The following is a 16,709-nucleotide window of genomic DNA, read 5'->3' as shown; positions in this document are numbered from 1 at the left end:
CAGCCTATTCTTCTGTCTTCTCTGATTCCTTTTCTCCATCAATTCCAAATTCCTTTTTAAGTCGTGCAGCTTCTTTCATCCAAGAAACAAGTTGTTTTTTAACGAGGCCATGAATAGAATCTTCAGGATATACCCCTTGCTCATCAGGAGCTCCCGCTGGTTTTCCCGTAAGGATCTCTATTCCCTGATCTATAGTGTCCACTGCCCAGATATGGAATTTCCCCTCCGAAACAGCATCAAGGACTTCCTGACTTAACATTAGATGAATTACGTTGCGTTTAGGTATCATAACGCCTTGTCTCCCAGAAAGCCCCTTCGAATTACAATATCGGAAAAATCCTTCTATCTTCTCGTTAGCGCCGCCAATAGGTTGTACATTTCCAAACTGATCCACAGATCCCGTTACAGCAATTTCCTGCCGGAGAGGAACATTAGCAAGAGCCGAAAGCAAACAGTAGAGTTCGGTAGAAGAGGCGCTATCTCCTTCGATTTCACTATATGTTTGCTCAAAAGCAATACGGGCCGAAAGTGAAAGAGGCATATTCTGAGCATATTTCCTTCCAAGATAACTAGTAAGGATAAGGAGCCCTTTATTATGTATAGGGCCTGTAAGTTTAACCTCGCGCTCTATGTTCACTACCCCTTCTTGCCCCATATATACATTAGCTGTAATTCTTGAAGGATGACCAAAGGCGTAATCTCTCAAATCAATAACAGAAAGACCATTAATCTGCCCCACAGCAGCTCCTTCTGTTTGTATATGAATAACTCCCTCTTCAAAGGCTCTTTGTATCCGTTCCTGAATTAAATTGCTTCTAAATCTCTTTTCTTCTATGGCTTTGTGAACATGTTTAGCTTCTACAAGCTTTGCATTCTCAGCAACAGCCCACGCCGTAGATTCCACTATTATTTCGATAATTTTATTAAATTCCGTGGTAATACGATCTTGGTGATCAGCTAAACGACTGGCCCATTCAATAACTTCAGCCACAGCGTCAACAGTAAAGGGAATTTTCCCCTCTCTTCTTACAAAACCGCAGATGAATTGAGCCATTTGCTGCTCTGTTTCCAAATTTCGCGGCATGTCGCTATCAAAATCTGCTTTTATTTTAAACATCTTTAAGAACTCAGGATCATAATACTGAAGCAGTGCATATAAGTACGGAGTACCAACCATTACAACCTTCATTTTGATGGGGATCGGCTGAGGGCGCAAAGAAGAAACTGGTATAGCTCCATATTGTTCTCCCAAGTTTTCTATATTGGCTTCTCCCGTTCGGAGGGCACGTTTTAAAGCTTCCCATGACATAAAATTCAAGAGAACTTTTTCTGCGTCAAGGATCAAATACCCTCCATTTGCTTTTTGGAAAGCGCCAGGAACAATTTTATGGAAGTCTGTGTAAAGATACCCCTGTCTGCTTTCGTATTCTACTTTCCCTGTAAGATTGTAATATGTAGGATTTGTCTCCCAAATAACAGGCGCCCCATTCTCGGGGTCATTGGCCACAAAAACATTAATGGTATATCGACTAAAGTCTATCTCCGCAGATTCATCTTTTGCTGCAGCCACAAAAATATTAAAATTACTGATAATGTCTTCCGTTAAGTTGTCTATCCATTTACATAATATCTCTGTTGTACCATACTTATCTTTAATATCTTGCAGATATGGAGTAATTGCTGAGCGGCAAATTTCAGCCTCCAATTTGTTAATTTCCTCTTTTAACGCTTTCTCTAGATCTCGAATTTTTCTCAATGTATCAAGAGTTTTTTGAGAAATTTCCTCCGATTTGACCTGGAGCTCTTTCTGCTTTTCCTCTGGAAGAGATTCAAACTCGTCCTGTTGTAGCTCCCGCCGTGAAGTTTCTCCAGATTCACTGACTTCTTCAGTGAGAGGAATATTGACAAATCCTTGAGGCGTCCTTTTTAAAGCAAAACCTTTTTCTCCCGCCCAGGCCCGTACCTCTTCCATTAAAGAGTTAACCTGTTCCTGAAACTTTTTTACCAGTTGAGCCTTGGCATCTTCATACTGACTCTTTTCAAAGGCTTTGCTTATGGCAATTTTCAGCTCCTCAAGGAGATCTTCGAAAGCTGCTCCCATCTCTTTACCTTTTCCAGCAGAGAGATTGATAGCCAGGGGACGACTCGGATCATCAAAGTTATAAACATAAATCCAGTCGTCAGGCGCCTTTCTTTCAAGGGCCGTTTCACGAAGCCGCTCCAGAGAATAGGTTGTACGTCCACTTCCTGGATTCCCTAGGACAAAAATATTGTATCCTTTACTCTCTACAGCAAGTCCAAAAGAAAAGGCTTTTACAGCTCGCTCTTGCCCAATAAATTTTTCAAGGCATGGAAGTTCTTCAGTCGTTTGAAAGTTAAGAGCATTTATATCTGCTCGTTTTCTGAGCTTCTCTAAAGGTAATTTACATTCTTCCGTTATGTTAGGCACGGGAACACCTCCTCAGATGAAATTATAATGCCTCCTCCACAGACAACATCCCTATTGTACAAAACTAACGATTGCCCCGGTGCTACCATAGGACTTTCAGATACAACCTGAACGCGAAGAGAATCCTCTCCTATCGATACTACTTTTACGGGGAAAGGAGTGGTTCTATACCGATGCTGGGCCATATATATCTCTCCTAGCTTTAACAAAGGAGAAATGACCGGGTGAACACACTGAATAAAGCCAGGATGGTGTTCTCTGGTATTGCTGACATACAAAATATTATGCGCCAGGTTTTTCCCCACAACAAACCATGGCCCCCCAGAAAGCCCCAAACCTTTCCTTTGCCCTATAGTATAGCGCCAAAGTCCCTGATGTTTCCCTAGAACGTGTCCATCTCCATCAACTATAGACCCAGGAAGAGAAGTTTCCTCCCGTATATACTTTCGCAAGAAGAGCATCAATCCCTGGGGGGCGAAGCAAACATCTTGGCTTTCCTCTTTTTTTACAACCCACAGTGGAAGCTTTGATGAAGCTATTTCTCTCACTTCAGCTTTCGTCATATTTCCTAAAGGGAAACGAATACTACGAAGCCATTCCATGGGAAGACGATATAACATGTAGCTTTGATCTTTTTTTATATCCCTTCCTCTAGCTAAAACAAAATCGTCATTATTAGAGAGGATACGAGCATAGTGGCCTGTAGCTACAAGAGGTATATTTTTTTCTTCTGCAACTTTGAAGAGAAGCCTGAACTTGACGGCAGGATTACATAGAATACAGGGGTTTGGCGTCAACCCTCTGGCATATTCAGAAACCACCAAAGATAGCACTCGCTGGGTAAAAATATCTCGCCCGTCAAGAGTAATAAAAGGGATATGGAGTTTTTGAGCAAGCTCGCAAGCTTGCTGCTGAGCTAAGCTATTTTCGGGGCCTGAGAGATGGAGGTAAAGCCCATATACATCATACCCGTCTCTTTTAAGCAGGAGGGCTGTCGCCGCACTATCAACTCCTCCACTCATGCCCACTAAAATTTTTTTCTCCACGAATAAAACCACCTAAAGACCAAACAATATTTTTCTCAACTGAGCAAGTCCTGTAGGAAGCAAGGCGGATCCTACTACAACTCCCCATTCTAGCGCTCCAAGAGGAACTATATCCAAAACATTCTGGAATACAGGAATATACGTAATGACAACTTGCAATAAGACAGAAACCCCTATACCCAACAAAAGCCACGGGTTCTCCCAGAACCGCTCTGGATGACTTAAAAGACTATTTTTACGCACGTTTAACACAAAGAAAAGCTGAGCTAACACAAGTGTATGAAAACTCAATTCCGTAGCTCGCAAGAAATCTCCCTTATGATACCAGAGAGACCAATAATATGCGGCAAAAACTCCACTCGTGATAGCTGCTCCATAGAAAAATATAAGCAGTTTATGGGACCTCGTAACAATATTTTCGTCTCTCCTTTTAGGACTACAAAGCATTACATCAGGTTCTGCCGGGTCAAGAGACAACGCGAGTGCAGGCAATACGTCTGTAACCAAATTGATCCACAGAATTTGCAAAGGGATAAGGATCGTAGGCAACTTGAGAAGTATCCCTAAAAAAACAGTGAGGATTTCGCTCAGATTACAACATAAAAGGAATAATACTGCTTTACGAATATTATCAAAAATTCGCCGGCCTTCCCGCACAGCTTCAACGATAGTACTGAAACGATCATCTTGAAGAATAATGTCTGAAGCTTCTTTACTAACCTCAGTACCCTGTATACCCATAGCTATCCCTACATCGGCCTGTTTTAAAGCTACGGCATCATTAACTCCGTCACCAGTCATAGCTACGACTTCCCCAGCTTTTTGAAGGCCTTTTACAATTCTCATTTTATGCTCTGGAGCCACTCTGGCTACTACAGATAGTTTTTTCGCTCGTGCAACTACATCTTCCTCTGACAAAGATTCAAGTTCTGAACCCATCATAGATAGAGAATAAGGTTCTTTGTATATACCAACCTCCTTGGCAATTGCCTCAGCTGTCACTAAGTGATCGCCAGTAACCATAATCACATGTATTCCTGCTTTATGACAAAGAGTTACAGACTCGTTAACCTCAGGTCTCGGGGGATCGTCTATGCCAGCCACTCCTAAAAACATAAGGCTTTCAAGGGAATCACCCCAAGCTAAAGCTATAGTTCGCATGCCTCTTTGAGCCAAGACTTGTACGTTCTTATGCCACGCTATCTTGGTTTCCTCTAAAAAAGGGGCCGGCCCCTGCGACGTGAGTATAAATGGGCAATCATGGAAAACCCTTTCTGGGGCCCCTTTCATTGCCACGCCTTCATTGTGCCATGTAACCATTCGCATCGTTTGTGAGTCGAAAGGCTCTTCTGCAATACGAGGAAATTTGTTTCGCAAAGATAGTTTGTTTTCCCCAGCATAACGAAGAAGCGCTACTTCCATAGGATCCCCCACCGATTTCGTGTCGTTTATAGTTGCATCATTACAGAGAACAGCAACACGAATAAAAAGTTCTTCCGCCTCAGATTGAGATAAATGAACTGTACGAACAGTCATATCGTTCATTGTCAGAGTTCCTGTTTTATCAGTACAAATAACAGTTGTAGACCCCAACGTTTCAACAGAGGCCAAATTACGCACTAGGGCATTTATTTTTGCCATCCTGTGAACTCCAAGAGCCAACGTCATAGTAGCCACAAAAGGTAGCCCTTCTGGAACAGCAGCTACAGCGAGGGCTATGCCTGTACTAAGCATCATTAAAAGACCGCGTCCTTGAAAAATTCCTGCCCCAATAACAATTCCCGCAATAGCTATTGTTGCCCATATAAGGAACTGGCTAAATTTAGCTAAACGTTCTTCCAGAGGCGTTTCCTGAGAAGAGACCTGTTGAAGCATTCGACCTATTCGTCCAATCTCCGTCTCCATTCCCGTAGCAAAAACTATAGCCCTTGCTGTCCCCTTAACCATATTCGTACCTGCATAAACACAATTAACGCGGTCAGGCAATAGTGTCTCAAGGGGGAGAGACTCTATGATTTTCTCTACTGGCAAAGATTCTCCTGTTAAAGAAGCCTCATTTACCATGCAATTTGCTTCTTTGAAAAGACGCCCATCAGCTGGAATCACATCTCCAGCTTCCAGTACCATAATATCCCCTGGGACCACATCCGCAGAAGAGATTAGGGATATGTTCCCATTCCGTAAGACTCGACAATGGGGAGAGGTCATGGATTTCAACGCCTGTAGAGCCTTTTCTGCTCGAAATTCTGTAAAAAATCCAATAAGGCTGTTCATAAAAATAACAACCAAAATAGCGATACTATCGAGAAGTTCTCCCATCATAAAACTTATAAGAGCGGCTACAAAGAGAAGGTAAACCATGGGGGAAGCAAACTGTCTGAGAAAAAAACGCCACCAAGGAAGAAATTCCTCTTGAGAAAGAACGTTGCCCCCATATTCCTTCCTTGCAGCCTCTACTGCTTCATCACCGAGCCCCTGTTCAATATCCACGCCCATACGTTCCAAGAAATCTTCGGCAGCTAAAGCGTAAGGAGCGGAGGTTTTCCCGTTAGACAGTTTCTCTTGGCTTTTCAATTAATACTCGACCCCCTTACGGCCATAGATCCCTTTCTGGAAAGGGTGACGGATCTCTTTCATCTCCGTAACGAGATCAGCATAGTCTATAAGTATTTGAGGCGGATTTCGTCCCGTAAGAACAACTTCTACATGAGAGGTGCGTTTCTTCAAAAGAGCAAGAAGTCTCTCCGCTTTCAAGAGCCCATAATCAAGAGCAACATTGATCTCATCCAATATTACTATATTGAACTGCCCTCCCATAATCCATTTTTCCGCAATCTCCAAACCTCGCTGGGCTTCAAGAAAATCCACCTGGAGAGGAGCGGTCTTGTCAACAAAATCAGGACGACCAGTCTGGATAATTTTAATTTCAGGGATACGTGATAAACTTACAAGTTCCCCGTAGTGCGGCCATCCTTTCATAAATTGAACAATCCCTACTGTAAAGCCCCATCCTGCTGCTCGTAGAGCGAGACCAAGAGCCGCAGTAGTTTTTCCTTTCCCATCTCCCATATAAATCTGAACTAAACCTAGCTCTTCGGAGTGTTCTCTCGTCATATAGGGATTCCTCATTTCTTCTTTATTTTTATTCTTGAGTCTCTGCCCATCTTGATTTAAAATGCCCAGAGAATGGAGGTTTGTCAATGCTCAAGATCACAACTTTTTTAGTGACAGGCATTGTACAAGGGGTAGGTTTTAGGCCTTTCTGCGCCCGATTAGCTCAAGAAATGGCTTTAGGGGGAAGTGTTAAAAACACTTCCGATGGTGTGCTTATCACCTTGCGAGGAACTTCAGAAACCATCGAAAGCTATCTTCAGCGCTTACAAGACGAAAAACCCGGCCCTTCGTATATAGCGTCTATAGAATTCCTCTCAGATAAGACATGTTCAGAAGAGGATAATGGGAATTTTACTATAGAAAAAAGCCTTCGCCTTGAACATCAGCGGGTCCTCATCCCACCAGATATAGCAACTTGCGATGACTGTTTGCGGGAAATGAACGACCCATCAAACCGACGATATCATTACCCTTTCATTAATTGCACGAATTGCGGCCCTCGATATACTATTATTCAAGATCTTCCATATGATCGCCCACTCACGACAATGAGCAGTTTTACTATGTGCGAAGAGTGTCAGAGAGAATATGACACCCCACTTAACCGACGTTATCATGCCCAACCTAATGCGTGTTCTCTGTGTGGCCCCTCATTATGGCTTACAAATAATAAAGGGAATATAATAGCTAGAGGTAAAGAAGCGCTTTCTCTCTGTTGTAAAAGACTTCAACAAGGGGATACTGCCGCCATTAAGGGACTTGGAGGGTTTCATCTCGCTTGTGATCCTTTTCAACACGAAGCCGTTAAAAAACTGAGAGAATCGAAACATCGAAAGGATAAGCCGTTCGCCCTCATGGTTCCTGATCTCAAACAAGCGCAACAACTTGTGTATATCACGAATACCGCAGCTAAAATTCTCTCATCGACCAAGAGACCTGTTGTCATTTGTCCTATGAGACAAGACACAATGCTCTCTCCACTCGTAGCGCCAGGACAAAATTCTTTAGGTATTATGCTTCCTTACACGCCACTTCATCACCTGCTGTTACAAAATTTTGACGCTCTCGTTATGACTAGTGCTAATATGAGCGATGCGCCCATTATCTCTAACAACAAAGATGCATTGATTTCTCTTGCGCCTCTTGCTCAAGTTTTTTTAATGCATAATAGAGACATACATATGGCTATAGATGACTCTGTTATAGCCGCTCAGGGACGAGAGTATGTGGTTATACGAAGAGCAAGAGGATTTGTTCCCCTTCCCTTAGCATCTCCTCGGAAAGGCCCGGTAATTCTTGCTGCTGGAGCTGAAATGAAATCCACTTTTACACTCACACAAGATCGAACTATCTTCCCTGGCCAATATCTTGGCGACTTAAAACAGATAGGGACCATAGAGTATTACAGAAAGGCTCTCCGTCATTTCTTGAAGTTATACAACCTTCATCCTGAATACCTTGTTTATGATCGTCATCCTCAATATATTTCTCGGTCTGTAGCACAGGAAATCTCTGGAATAAGCTCTTCTCGCTCTATGGCTGTACAACACCATCATGCCCATATGGCAGCCTGTCTTCTTGAGAACCGTTTTAATGGTACAGCCATAGGTGCTATTTTTGATGGGACTGGATATGGTGCCGACGGAACAATTTGGGGCGGAGAATTTCTTGTAGGAAATACTCGTGATTTCCAGCGTCAAGGTTCTTTTCTTCCATGCCCTCTTCCCGGAGGAGAACGAGCCGTTTTAGAGCCCTGGCGTTACGCTTTTGCCATGCTTCTCTCTGTATACGGAGAAGAAGCTTGCCATATAGCACAAAATCTCTGGCCTTGGGCTGCCCGTTATTTAGACTCCCTTAAGGCTATTATGAAACACTCTCCCATCACCACTTCATGTGGCCGTTTCTTTGATGGCGTTTCCGCTTTATTAGGGATATGCCCTATCATTTCCTACGATGGACAAGCCGCTATGGAGTTAGAAGGATGTGCAAAAGGATCCGCTCTCGCCCCCTTCTCCATAATGGAAAAAGGACACCAGTTCTTTCTCGATTGGCGCCCCACTATACAGTGGCTTGTGGAAAGGAGCGCTTCCTTCTCTGTTGAAGAGAAAGCTGCTGCAATCCACGGAGGATTGGCTGCGGCTACAGCTGAAATATGCCGCTCCATTGCTGACAACAATGGGGTTAAATATGTAGCTCTATCCGGAGGGGTATGGCAAAACAGGCGCCTTCTCGTGCTCACCCTCTCTCAATTACGCCGAAGAGGGTTACTGCCCCTTACTCATCACCTTTTATCTCCTAATGATGAAAGCGTTTCAGTTGGACAAGCTGCGATAGGGCTAGAATATTGGGGTGAGGGCCCTTCTCAGTAGAGAAAGGCCCTTCTATAAAACATAAAATATTAATTTATCTATCGACACTCTCGGGAGCGTAGTCGATACCGCTGATTTTACATAGTTTCTTGGGGTGATGGATGGCTTCTACGTAACGAACAGTGCCGCTCTTCGAACGCATAACCATGGAAAATGTTCGTATCCGCCGCCCTTCGTACCGAACACCCTTAAGGAAGTCTCCGTCTGTTACGCCAGTAGCAGCAAAGAAAACATTATCTCCCGTAACAAGATCCTCAAGAGTTAACACCTGGTTGAGATCAAGCCCTCTGGCCCGGCTCTCTTCCGCTTCTGCCTCATTTCTAGGCCAAAGCTTGCACTGCATATTCCCACCTAAACATTTAATAGCACACGCCGTAATTACCGCTTCGGGGGAACCTCCAATACCTACGAGGAGATCGGCACCCCCCTGCTCTTTACATGTCAAAAGAGCACCAGCTACATCTCCGTCAGGGATTAATTTAATCCGAGCCCCTACTTCTCGTATCTGCTCTTTAACTTCGTCATGGCGAGGGCGATCAAGCACTACAACTGTAATATCTCCTGCGGATTTCGACTTTTTTGCAGCAACCCTCTTGATATTTTCTCCGATAGGAGCGTCTATATCAATAACATCTGCCGCATCAGGGCCAGTTGCCAATTTGTTCATATAAAAAATATTTTTAGGATTAAACATCGTTCCCTTTTCCGATAAAGCCACAACACTTATAGCCCCTGGTAAGCCCAAAGCGGTAAGCCGAGTTCCATCAATAGGATCTACAGCGATGTCCACCTCAGGAGATACTCCTGTTCCTAAGCGCTCCCCATTAAATAACATGGGAGCTTCGTCTTTCTCCCCTTCGCCAATCACTACAACGCCGTTCATCGCAATGGTATTGAGCATATATCGCATAGCCGTTACCGCTGCACCATCGGCGGCATTTTTATCTCCTCTCCCCATCCAGCGACCAGCTGCCATAGCTGCAGCTTCTGTTCCACGGACAAGCTCGAGAGCCAAGTTACGTTCCGGCACTGACATTATGGCCCCTCCTATTCAGAAAATCTTAAAAATATTTCATCTATTGCCTTAAAATAGTAATCAATATCAAACAGCTTGTCGAGTTCATCTCTGGAAAGATAGCGATTCACCCGTGAGTCCGACCAAAGGAGGTCGGCAAAAGATCCTTCTCCGTGCCAACATTTCATAGCGTTCTCTTGCACCACTGCATATGCATCTTCTCTGCTAAGCTTGAACTTTTCTACGAGTTCAAGCAAAACTCTCTGACTAAAGACAAGACCTTGAGTCAGATACAGATTTTTTTCCATATTCTCCGGACTGATATCCATGCCTTCTACTATTTGAGACATTTTCTTCAGCATATACGTCACGAGATGGAACGCATCAGGCCAAATAATTCGTTCCACAGAAGAATGGCTTATATCTCGCTCATGCCAAAGTGCCACATTCTCCATAGCTGTAGAAGCATATCCTCTTAAAAGACGAGCCATCCCTGTTAGACGTTCACAAAGAATGGGGTTTCTTTTATGAGGCATAGCCGAGGATCCCTTTTGTTTCTTCCCAAAAGGCTCCATGGCTTCAAGGACCTCCGTTTTTTGAAGGTGTCGAATCTCCACTGCCATTCTCTCTATGCCGGCTCCGAGAAGTGCCAGAACATTCATGATATGAGCATGACGATCACGCTGCAAGATTTGAGTGGAGACCGCAGCTGGATGAAGACCAAGGAGTTCACACACCCGTTTTTCTATTTTAGTAGGGCAATGAGCGTATGTTCCCACCGCTCCAGATATTTTCCCATAATTAATTTGTTCTCGCGCCTGAAGAATTCGCTCTCGATCTCGAATAAGCTCGTAATACCAGTTGAGAAGTTTGAGCCCGAAGGTCATGGGTTCTGCGTGAATACCATGAGTGCGTCCAACACAGGGGGTATACTTATATTCTTTCGCTTTTTCCCATATAAGACCAGCAAGCTTATTGACCTTTTCCAAAACTACGTCGAGAGATTTTCGTAACATAAGGGAAGAAGCTGTATCGAGCACATCACTGCTTGTTAAGCCAAGATGGATATATCGCCCATTGGCCCCCACCTTTTCAGCTACAGCAGACACAAAAGCAATGACATCATGATGTACCTGGCTCTCTATTTCGTAGATCCTCTCTATATCAAAATCAGCTTTCTCTTCAATATCTTTCAAAGCCTCTTCTGGAATAAGCCCCTCTTCTGTCCAAGCCTTGCACACTGCCAGCTCGACTTGAAGCCACGTCTGATACTTGTTGTGGTCGCTCCACATACGTTTCATTTCTTCTGTTTCGTATCTTTCTATCATTCCTCATGCCTCCTCATAGCCATATCTCTATGCCAATCCTCCCGCACTGCCGATAGGAAGGGATTATACCTGCTACTAGCAAAATCGGGGAAAGTGTAATCAAACGCAACCCATTGCTTGAAACGATAGCGCATTGTTACTTCCGCGAAAATACCTTCTGTCAGGTATATCCGATGGGCATGATCTTTAGTTGAAGCCAGAACTAATCGAGCCCCATTAATATATCCTGGATCAATATTTACGGCTCGTATGTCTCTTTCTTCTCGAGCGAGGCTACTCCGCTGTTCTACGAGGCCACTCTCCTTTTTCCAACGAACCAATTCATCCCCATTACGAAGACCTGGGAAGGAAATAAAGCGCCGATACAAGACAGGTGCAATATCATGATAATAGTCTGTTTTATCGAAGGGGAAGGCATCGCTAATTCGCTCAGGCTCTCCCCAAATAGGGGATAACGCCTGCAAAACCCACTGCCACCACCATTCATCTGGATAAAGAACTCCTGTAATCAATTTCACAGGATATATCATTCTGAAGACTCCTTTTCCTTTCTGAGACATAAGTGCCCTACTACCTTACCATCCCATATACACGTCATATATTCATCGGCGCCAAGAAGATCAAGGGGAGACGGCTCTTTTATTTCTTCATCGACGCGAAGAATTCGATACCCTGCTCTACGTTTCTTCTGAGCCCACGCCTGACCAACTGCGGCCCACCAAATCATATTTTCAGCAGTATCCAAATCGCAAGTGACATCATCAAGCATAAAAACATGGGGAGCTATTTCTATGGGGCATATGACCATTCTCCCCTCTGCGTTATCTATAGCCAACATGGGTTCCTCAGACTGCAACGCAGATTCTACTTCATCATAAGAAAAAGTGTACCCCTTTAAATGAGAACAAGCTTTTTCATTGAGAATCACTTTCTTTTTCTGAATGGCTAATAAAGGGATAGGAACACTCCACCATTCAGGAAGATCCCCTGTTTGGGAAGTAACCATTAGTTTAAGCTCCCCTACAGTAGAGATAGACGCTCCTCCCTCTGCTGATAAAAACAACACTGTTTCTTTATTGGGCAATGTATAAAAAGGAGTGTGAGATGGATCCTCTTCTTTTTCAAAGCTACGAAATAAGCTGGAAACGTGACTATCCTTTCCCGTCTTATGTAAAAATGCAACGAGATCCTCTTGCAGAAAATATTTATAGCGATTTTTCTTATGCAGCACTATTCTTGTAAGAGAGAAGCAAAAGAGTGCCCTCAAAACGATGGAAAGAGGAGACGAAAAAGAGAGACTATTAAGAAGCTGCTCTTCCTCAGTTTTCATCACTATTTCTCTCCAGCAAAGCAGATACAAAAAGCTTAGGCTCAAAACGACGTAGATCATCAACTCCTTCGCCCAGTCCCACGTACCGAATTGGAAGGCCTAAGTGATGGGCTATAGCTAGAATAATGCCTCCCTTTGCCGTGTTATCATATTTAGATAAGATGACGCCAGTTAAGTGAAGGGCTTCATGGAAAGCCTGTGCTTGTGCAAAGCCATTCTGTCCCATAACTGCGTCCAAGACGAGAAGAATCTCTATATTTTCTTGATCCACTTCCCGGGCTAAAACTCGTATAACTTTAGATAGTTCCTCCATAAGATTATGCTTCGAATGAAGACGACCAGCTGTATCCACTATCAGGAGATCTGACGAGGATGCCCGAGCTGCCAGTAACGCATCATACGCTACTGCAGCAGAATCACTCCCTTGTTGTTGGGCTATAACTCGACTTCCTGTTCGCTCTCCCCAAATTTTCAGCTGTTCTATAGCGCCTGCTCTAAAGGTATCTGCTGCTCCCAACACTACCTTTTTCTCTTGGCGCCGAAATTGTTCTGCTAATTTAGCAGCTGTCGTGGTCTTGCCACTTCCGTTTACGCCAACAAGCACTACTACTTTAGGCTTTACATCAAGAACAATTTCCTTCCCCATGCCTTCTATTTTTTCAAGATGGCTTGTAAGCATATCTATAAAATAATCTATTAATTGATCCGATGTCTTGAGCCCTTCTTTTTTTACTACTTTTTGAAGAGACTCTATGAGCTCTTCCGTCAAATCTAAACCTACATCCCCGGAAATGAGAAGTTCTTCCATTTGCTCCCAAAACTCATCATCGATAGAGGTTCCAGAAAAGAGAGAAATGAGCCCCCCACTCCAACGATTTTTTACTCCTTTAAGCCCATTCTTAAGTTTATCCCAAAGAAACATGATATCCCCCCTATCCTAAGCTATTCACCGTTGGGCCCTTCTTTTTCGCTAGAAGAGCTCTCGTTTTTGGAGTTTTTTCCCCTTCGAAAAGGACGCCGTCCTTTCTTCCGCACAGGCCTATTTCGTTTAGCTACGCTATTTTCAGTGCTCTGTTCCTCCGATCTTGTTCCTTCACGATCTGGAGTCGCTAACTTATTATTTTGGGGTTTCTTTTTACGTCGCCGCCGACGTTTTATTCCTCCTGATTTAGAAACAGCTCCCGTTCCCTTCCTATTGTCGCCTTTCTTTTCTTCCGATTCACGATAAGGCGGGCATGGAACATCTTCCAAATTTTCTAAGACAGAATGATCATTTTCTCCTTCAACTTTCAATATCCCAATTGACGAGACATCCGTTATGACTGTTGCCACAACATCGTTCTCAGAGAAAACAAGGGACTCGCCAGATTCGTCCTCTCCCAAGACAGGAAGGGCCGGTATACCGCTCTCACCAATGGTACTATCCCATACTTCCCCTCTCATTACCGTCTCTTTAAAAGCTTCAAAATTTCGGGCTAGAACTAGTATTTCCGTCCCCTCAGGAGTCTTAGCCCGAAAAGCCTCATGCTGCAAATCAACGCCAAGAATAACGTAGTTACCAGTAGGGGTCTTAATTTTCGAGCCTGGGTTTGGAAGGTCTTTCCAAATAGAACCATACGTCTCATGCTCATAGGCCATACAGCACATAAGACGCCCACAAATCCCTGATATTTTTGTAGGGTTCAGAGCTAAATTCTGTTCCTTTACCATTTTGATACAAATAGGATCAAATTTATGGAGCCAGTATCCACAGCAACATTCTTTACCACAGGGACCAAGCCCTCTTACTGTTTTGGCTTCGTCACGTACTCCTATCTGACGCAATTCGATTCTTGTTTTGAATTCACGGGCAAGATCTCGAACATAGGCCCTGAAATCTACTCGCTGCTCAGACGTAAAATAAAAGAAAAGTTTCTTTCGATCAAGAAGGTACTCGACATCTACAAGCTTCATAGGAAGATCGTGTTGCGAAAGAATCTCTCTGGCTTTTATAAGCACGAGCTCTTCCTCAACCCTCTGGTTCCGATCTATTTCTAAATCTTCAACTGTAACCATACGGACAAAAGTTATATTCTGAAGCATAGGCTCTCCGCCCTTAGGCTGGCCCTCTGAAGTATCTTCCGTACACGTGTTCCTATAACGATCTTCTTGTTCCAATGAGAGCGGCCCTCCAACAACGGCCAACTCAAGCCCTCGCATGGTTTCGGCAACTATACGGGATCCTCTTTCGGGAGAAGGGGTCTCAATCTCTACAAGTCCTAAATATCTAGGCTTACCGAAAATCGTCAAATATATGCTCAAACGCAAAACCCTCCTTGAGTACTAATACTATATAATCCAAAAGCATGGACTGAGAAAGACGCCCTGTCTGGCTTAAAAGACGAAGACGTTCAATAGGTTCTATAAGATGAAAATGCCCCTCTGCCAAAGCCCAAGAACCCCACCGACCAAGTTGCATTTCTAACTCTTCTACCGAAATTTTCCCGCTATTTCGAACCCAGGCAAACCAAGACTCTTCAGAGTTTGGCATGACTTCTTGTTCAGGCACTGATTCATGTATAGTTGAAAGGTTCCAGCACCGGCTTTTGAGTGTGGGTAGCAGCCCTTCTCCTTCATGTATAAAAAGAATGACAGCATAACTCGGAGGCTCCTCTACCACTTTTAACAAGCTGTTAGCTGCACCTAACGGAAGGGTATCAGCAGCAAAAACAACAGCTAAACGACGGGGGGAAGCCACGGGACGAAGGGTAAGCTCCTCTGTCAATTGCCGACAAGCCTCAATGCGAGGCGCTTTATCCGTTGTCCCAGCCAAAAGAAGGTCTGGATGGACGCCTTCATGCCAAGCTAAACATGCATCACATACTCCACAGTTACATCTCTTCTCACATAAAATCAAATGGGCAAGTTCGGTCGCCACCGTAAAATGATACTGTTGGGGTACACGTAAAGCCAAACTTTGAGGGAATCGGTTTGCCTCAAGAGCCCTTGATAGTTCTGCCCACATAATACTTGATATTATAAAAAAAGGGAGATGAGACATCCTTTAATCTCCTCCACTAATCGTAAAGCTCTCATACGATTTCCCTCTCTGCTTAAAACCGCAGAGAGCTCCTGTAAATCTGTTTCTGTTTTTTCCATCAAAACAAAAATATTTTTATCATATCGTCTCCAGCGAAGATCTTTCTTCAATCGTAGTCGACCAGTAGCCCGGCGAAGCAGTTCTTTAACAACAGTTCTGTAGGTGCTTAATAGCCTTTCCGCAGGGAAACGAGATAGCTGTTCCCCCAGCTTCTCTAAACGATCAAAAAGTTCCTGAATTTCTGCGTCTTCTAAAGATTCGTCAAAGCAAGGGAAAACTTCATCTACCCGCCGTTCCACCTTATAGTGGCCTGTCAAAGATTTATCTATCCCTGTATCTAATTTCCTATCAGAACTCCTTCGTACTTTCACTGGTTCAGAAACACCTCCAGAGAGTTCCAAATCTGATTGGCAACATTTTCTAACGATTGCGTTCCATCAATGCGAACAATTCTTTTAGGATAGCGAAGAGCCAATTCTTCGTACCCACGGCATACACGCTCTAAAAAACTTTTTGTCCCTGACTCTATGCGATCAAGAGAACTTCTAGAAGACTCTATCCTAGCAAAAGCCATTTCCAGAGGAACATCCATCCATAACGTTAGGTCTGGCTCAGGAAATTCACACCAAGAAAAAAGAGTTTCTACTTTTTCTTCCGGAATACCTCTTCCCCAAATTTGATAAGCTCGCGTTGAATCTGAGTAACGCTCACATACGACTATATCTCCCCGTGAAAGAGCCGGTACTATTTCCTGCCTCACATGCTCGCAGCGGTCAATTACGAAAAGAAATAATTCGCTCAAGGGGTGATAAAGATCCTCTTCGAGTAAAAGAGAACGAATAAGCCCTCCTTGTGCCCATCCGCCAGGCTCTCGGGTCCAAAAAACATTTTTCCCCGTAGACGCTGCTATTTTCTCGTTCAAAATGGCGGCTTGAGTGCTTTTGCCACACCCATCGATGCCTTCCAGGGTAATAAACAT

14 protein-coding genes are annotated in these 16,709 nt (G+C 43.8%); 1 reads left to right on the top strand and 13 read right to left on the bottom strand.

The annotated features are described in order from the left end of the window. Positions 1–4 precede the first annotated feature (4 nt). From K360_RS0105440 to K360_RS0105425, 4 genes are read right to left on the bottom strand one after another with little or no spacing between them, the layout of a single operon-like run. Entirely contained in the window at positions 5–2,449 is a 2,445-nt protein-coding gene (locus K360_RS0105440; protein WP_024822169.1) for a Lon protease family protein, read from the bottom strand. Further along, a complete protein-coding gene (gene mnmA / locus K360_RS0105435; RefSeq protein WP_024822168.1) occupies positions 2,437–3,495 on the bottom strand; it encodes a tRNA 2-thiouridine(34) synthase MnmA in 1,059 nt (352 codons plus the stop codon). Before mnmA ends, K360_RS0105440 begins: the two co-directional genes overlap by 13 nt. 12 nt (positions 3,496–3,507) lie before the next feature. Continuing rightward, a complete protein-coding gene (locus K360_RS0105430) occupies positions 3,508–6,069 on the bottom strand; it encodes a cation-translocating P-type ATPase (protein ID WP_024822167.1) in 2,562 nt (853 codons plus the stop codon). After that, positions 6,070–6,696: a cob(I)yrinic acid a,c-diamide adenosyltransferase gene (locus K360_RS0105425; protein ID WP_274532063.1), complete on the bottom strand. Its 627-nt coding sequence runs from the start codon at positions 6,694–6,696 to the stop codon at positions 6,070–6,072. On the opposite strand from K360_RS0105425, the gene hypF reads away from it, so the two are divergent. Beyond that, on the top strand, positions 6,696–8,978 hold the full coding sequence (gene hypF, locus K360_RS0105420; RefSeq protein ID WP_024822165.1) for a carbamoyltransferase HypF: 2,283 nt from the start codon (positions 6,696–6,698) through the stop codon (positions 8,976–8,978). The genes K360_RS0105425 and hypF overlap by 1 nt on opposite strands. Before the next feature lie 34 nt (positions 8,979–9,012). Here hypF and glpX read toward each other — a convergent pair whose 3' ends face one another. From glpX to tmk, 9 genes are read right to left on the bottom strand one after another with little or no spacing between them, the layout of a single operon-like run. Continuing rightward, complete coding sequence (gene glpX / locus K360_RS0105415; RefSeq protein ID WP_024822164.1) at positions 9,013–10,014, bottom strand: class II fructose-bisphosphatase; 1,002 nt, start codon at positions 10,012–10,014, stop codon at positions 9,013–9,015. Positions 10,015–10,025: 11 nt separating this feature from the next. After that, positions 10,026–11,321: an adenylosuccinate lyase gene (purB, locus tag K360_RS0105410; RefSeq protein ID WP_024822163.1), complete on the bottom strand. Its 1,296-nt coding sequence runs from the start codon at positions 11,319–11,321 to the stop codon at positions 10,026–10,028. Continuing rightward, positions 11,318–11,851 carry a DUF4416 family protein gene (locus K360_RS0105405; RefSeq protein WP_024822162.1) on the bottom strand — a complete coding sequence of 178 codons (534 nt, stop codon included), beginning with the start codon at positions 11,849–11,851 and terminating at the stop codon, positions 11,318–11,320. The genes purB and K360_RS0105405 overlap by 4 nt, the downstream gene beginning before the upstream one ends. Continuing rightward, positions 11,848–12,651 carry a hypothetical protein gene (locus tag K360_RS0105400; protein ID WP_024822161.1) on the bottom strand — a complete coding sequence of 268 codons (804 nt, stop codon included), beginning with the start codon at positions 12,649–12,651 and terminating at the stop codon, positions 11,848–11,850. Before K360_RS0105400 ends, K360_RS0105405 begins: the two co-directional genes overlap by 4 nt. Continuing rightward, complete coding sequence (gene ftsY / locus K360_RS0105395) at positions 12,641–13,573, bottom strand: signal recognition particle-docking protein FtsY (protein WP_024822160.1); 933 nt, start codon at positions 13,571–13,573, stop codon at positions 12,641–12,643. The genes K360_RS0105400 and ftsY overlap by 11 nt, the downstream gene beginning before the upstream one ends. A 20-nt stretch (positions 13,574–13,593) precedes the next feature. Continuing rightward, the gene (locus tag K360_RS10600; RefSeq protein WP_024822159.1) at positions 13,594–14,952 is read right to left on the bottom strand and encodes a PSP1 domain-containing protein; all 1,359 of its coding nucleotides are present in this window, start codon (positions 14,950–14,952) and stop codon (positions 13,594–13,596) included. Further along, a complete protein-coding gene (locus K360_RS11005) occupies positions 14,924–15,691 on the bottom strand; it encodes a hypothetical protein (RefSeq protein ID WP_024822158.1) in 768 nt (255 codons plus the stop codon). Before K360_RS11005 ends, K360_RS10600 begins: the two co-directional genes overlap by 29 nt. Beyond that, on the bottom strand, positions 15,667–16,101 hold the full coding sequence (locus K360_RS10590) for a DUF327 family protein (RefSeq protein ID WP_024822157.1): 435 nt from the start codon (positions 16,099–16,101) through the stop codon (positions 15,667–15,669). The genes K360_RS11005 and K360_RS10590 overlap by 25 nt, the downstream gene beginning before the upstream one ends. Beyond that, a complete protein-coding gene (gene tmk / locus K360_RS0105375; protein WP_024822156.1) occupies positions 16,098–16,709 on the bottom strand; it encodes a dTMP kinase in 612 nt (203 codons plus the stop codon). The genes K360_RS10590 and tmk overlap by 4 nt, the downstream gene beginning before the upstream one ends.

The organism is Aminobacterium mobile DSM 12262, from assembly GCF_000526395.1.
Taxonomy (GTDB): Bacteria; Synergistota; Synergistia; order Synergistales; family Aminobacteriaceae; genus Aminobacterium; species Aminobacterium mobile.
The sequence above is the reverse complement of the archived record's forward strand: the minus strand, read 5'-3'. Positions and strand labels throughout refer to the sequence as shown.

Coding starts and splice junctions, on each gene's coding strand:
- K360_RS0105405 (WP_024822162.1), bottom strand. CDS start 11,851: ATGATATATCCTGTGAAATTGATTACAGGAGTTCTTTATCCAGATGAA.
- purB (WP_024822163.1), bottom strand. CDS start 11,321: ATGATAGAAAGATACGAAACAGAAGAAATGAAACGTATGTGGAGCGAC.
- tmk (WP_024822156.1), bottom strand. CDS start 16,709: ATGTTTATTACCCTGGAAGGCATCGATGGGTGTGGCAAAAGCACTCAA.
- K360_RS0105400 (WP_024822161.1), bottom strand. CDS start 12,651: ATGAAAACTGAGGAAGAGCAGCTTCTTAATAGTCTCTCTTTTTCGTCT.
- glpX (WP_024822164.1), bottom strand. CDS start 10,014: ATGTCAGTGCCGGAACGTAACTTGGCTCTCGAGCTTGTCCGTGGAACA.
- hypF (WP_024822165.1), top strand. CDS start 6,696: ATGCTCAAGATCACAACTTTTTTAGTGACAGGCATTGTACAAGGGGTA.
- K360_RS11005 (WP_024822158.1), bottom strand. CDS start 15,691: ATGTCTCATCTCCCTTTTTTTATAATATCAAGTATTATGTGGGCAGAA.
- ftsY (WP_024822160.1), bottom strand. CDS start 13,573: ATGTTTCTTTGGGATAAACTTAAGAATGGGCTTAAAGGAGTAAAAAAT.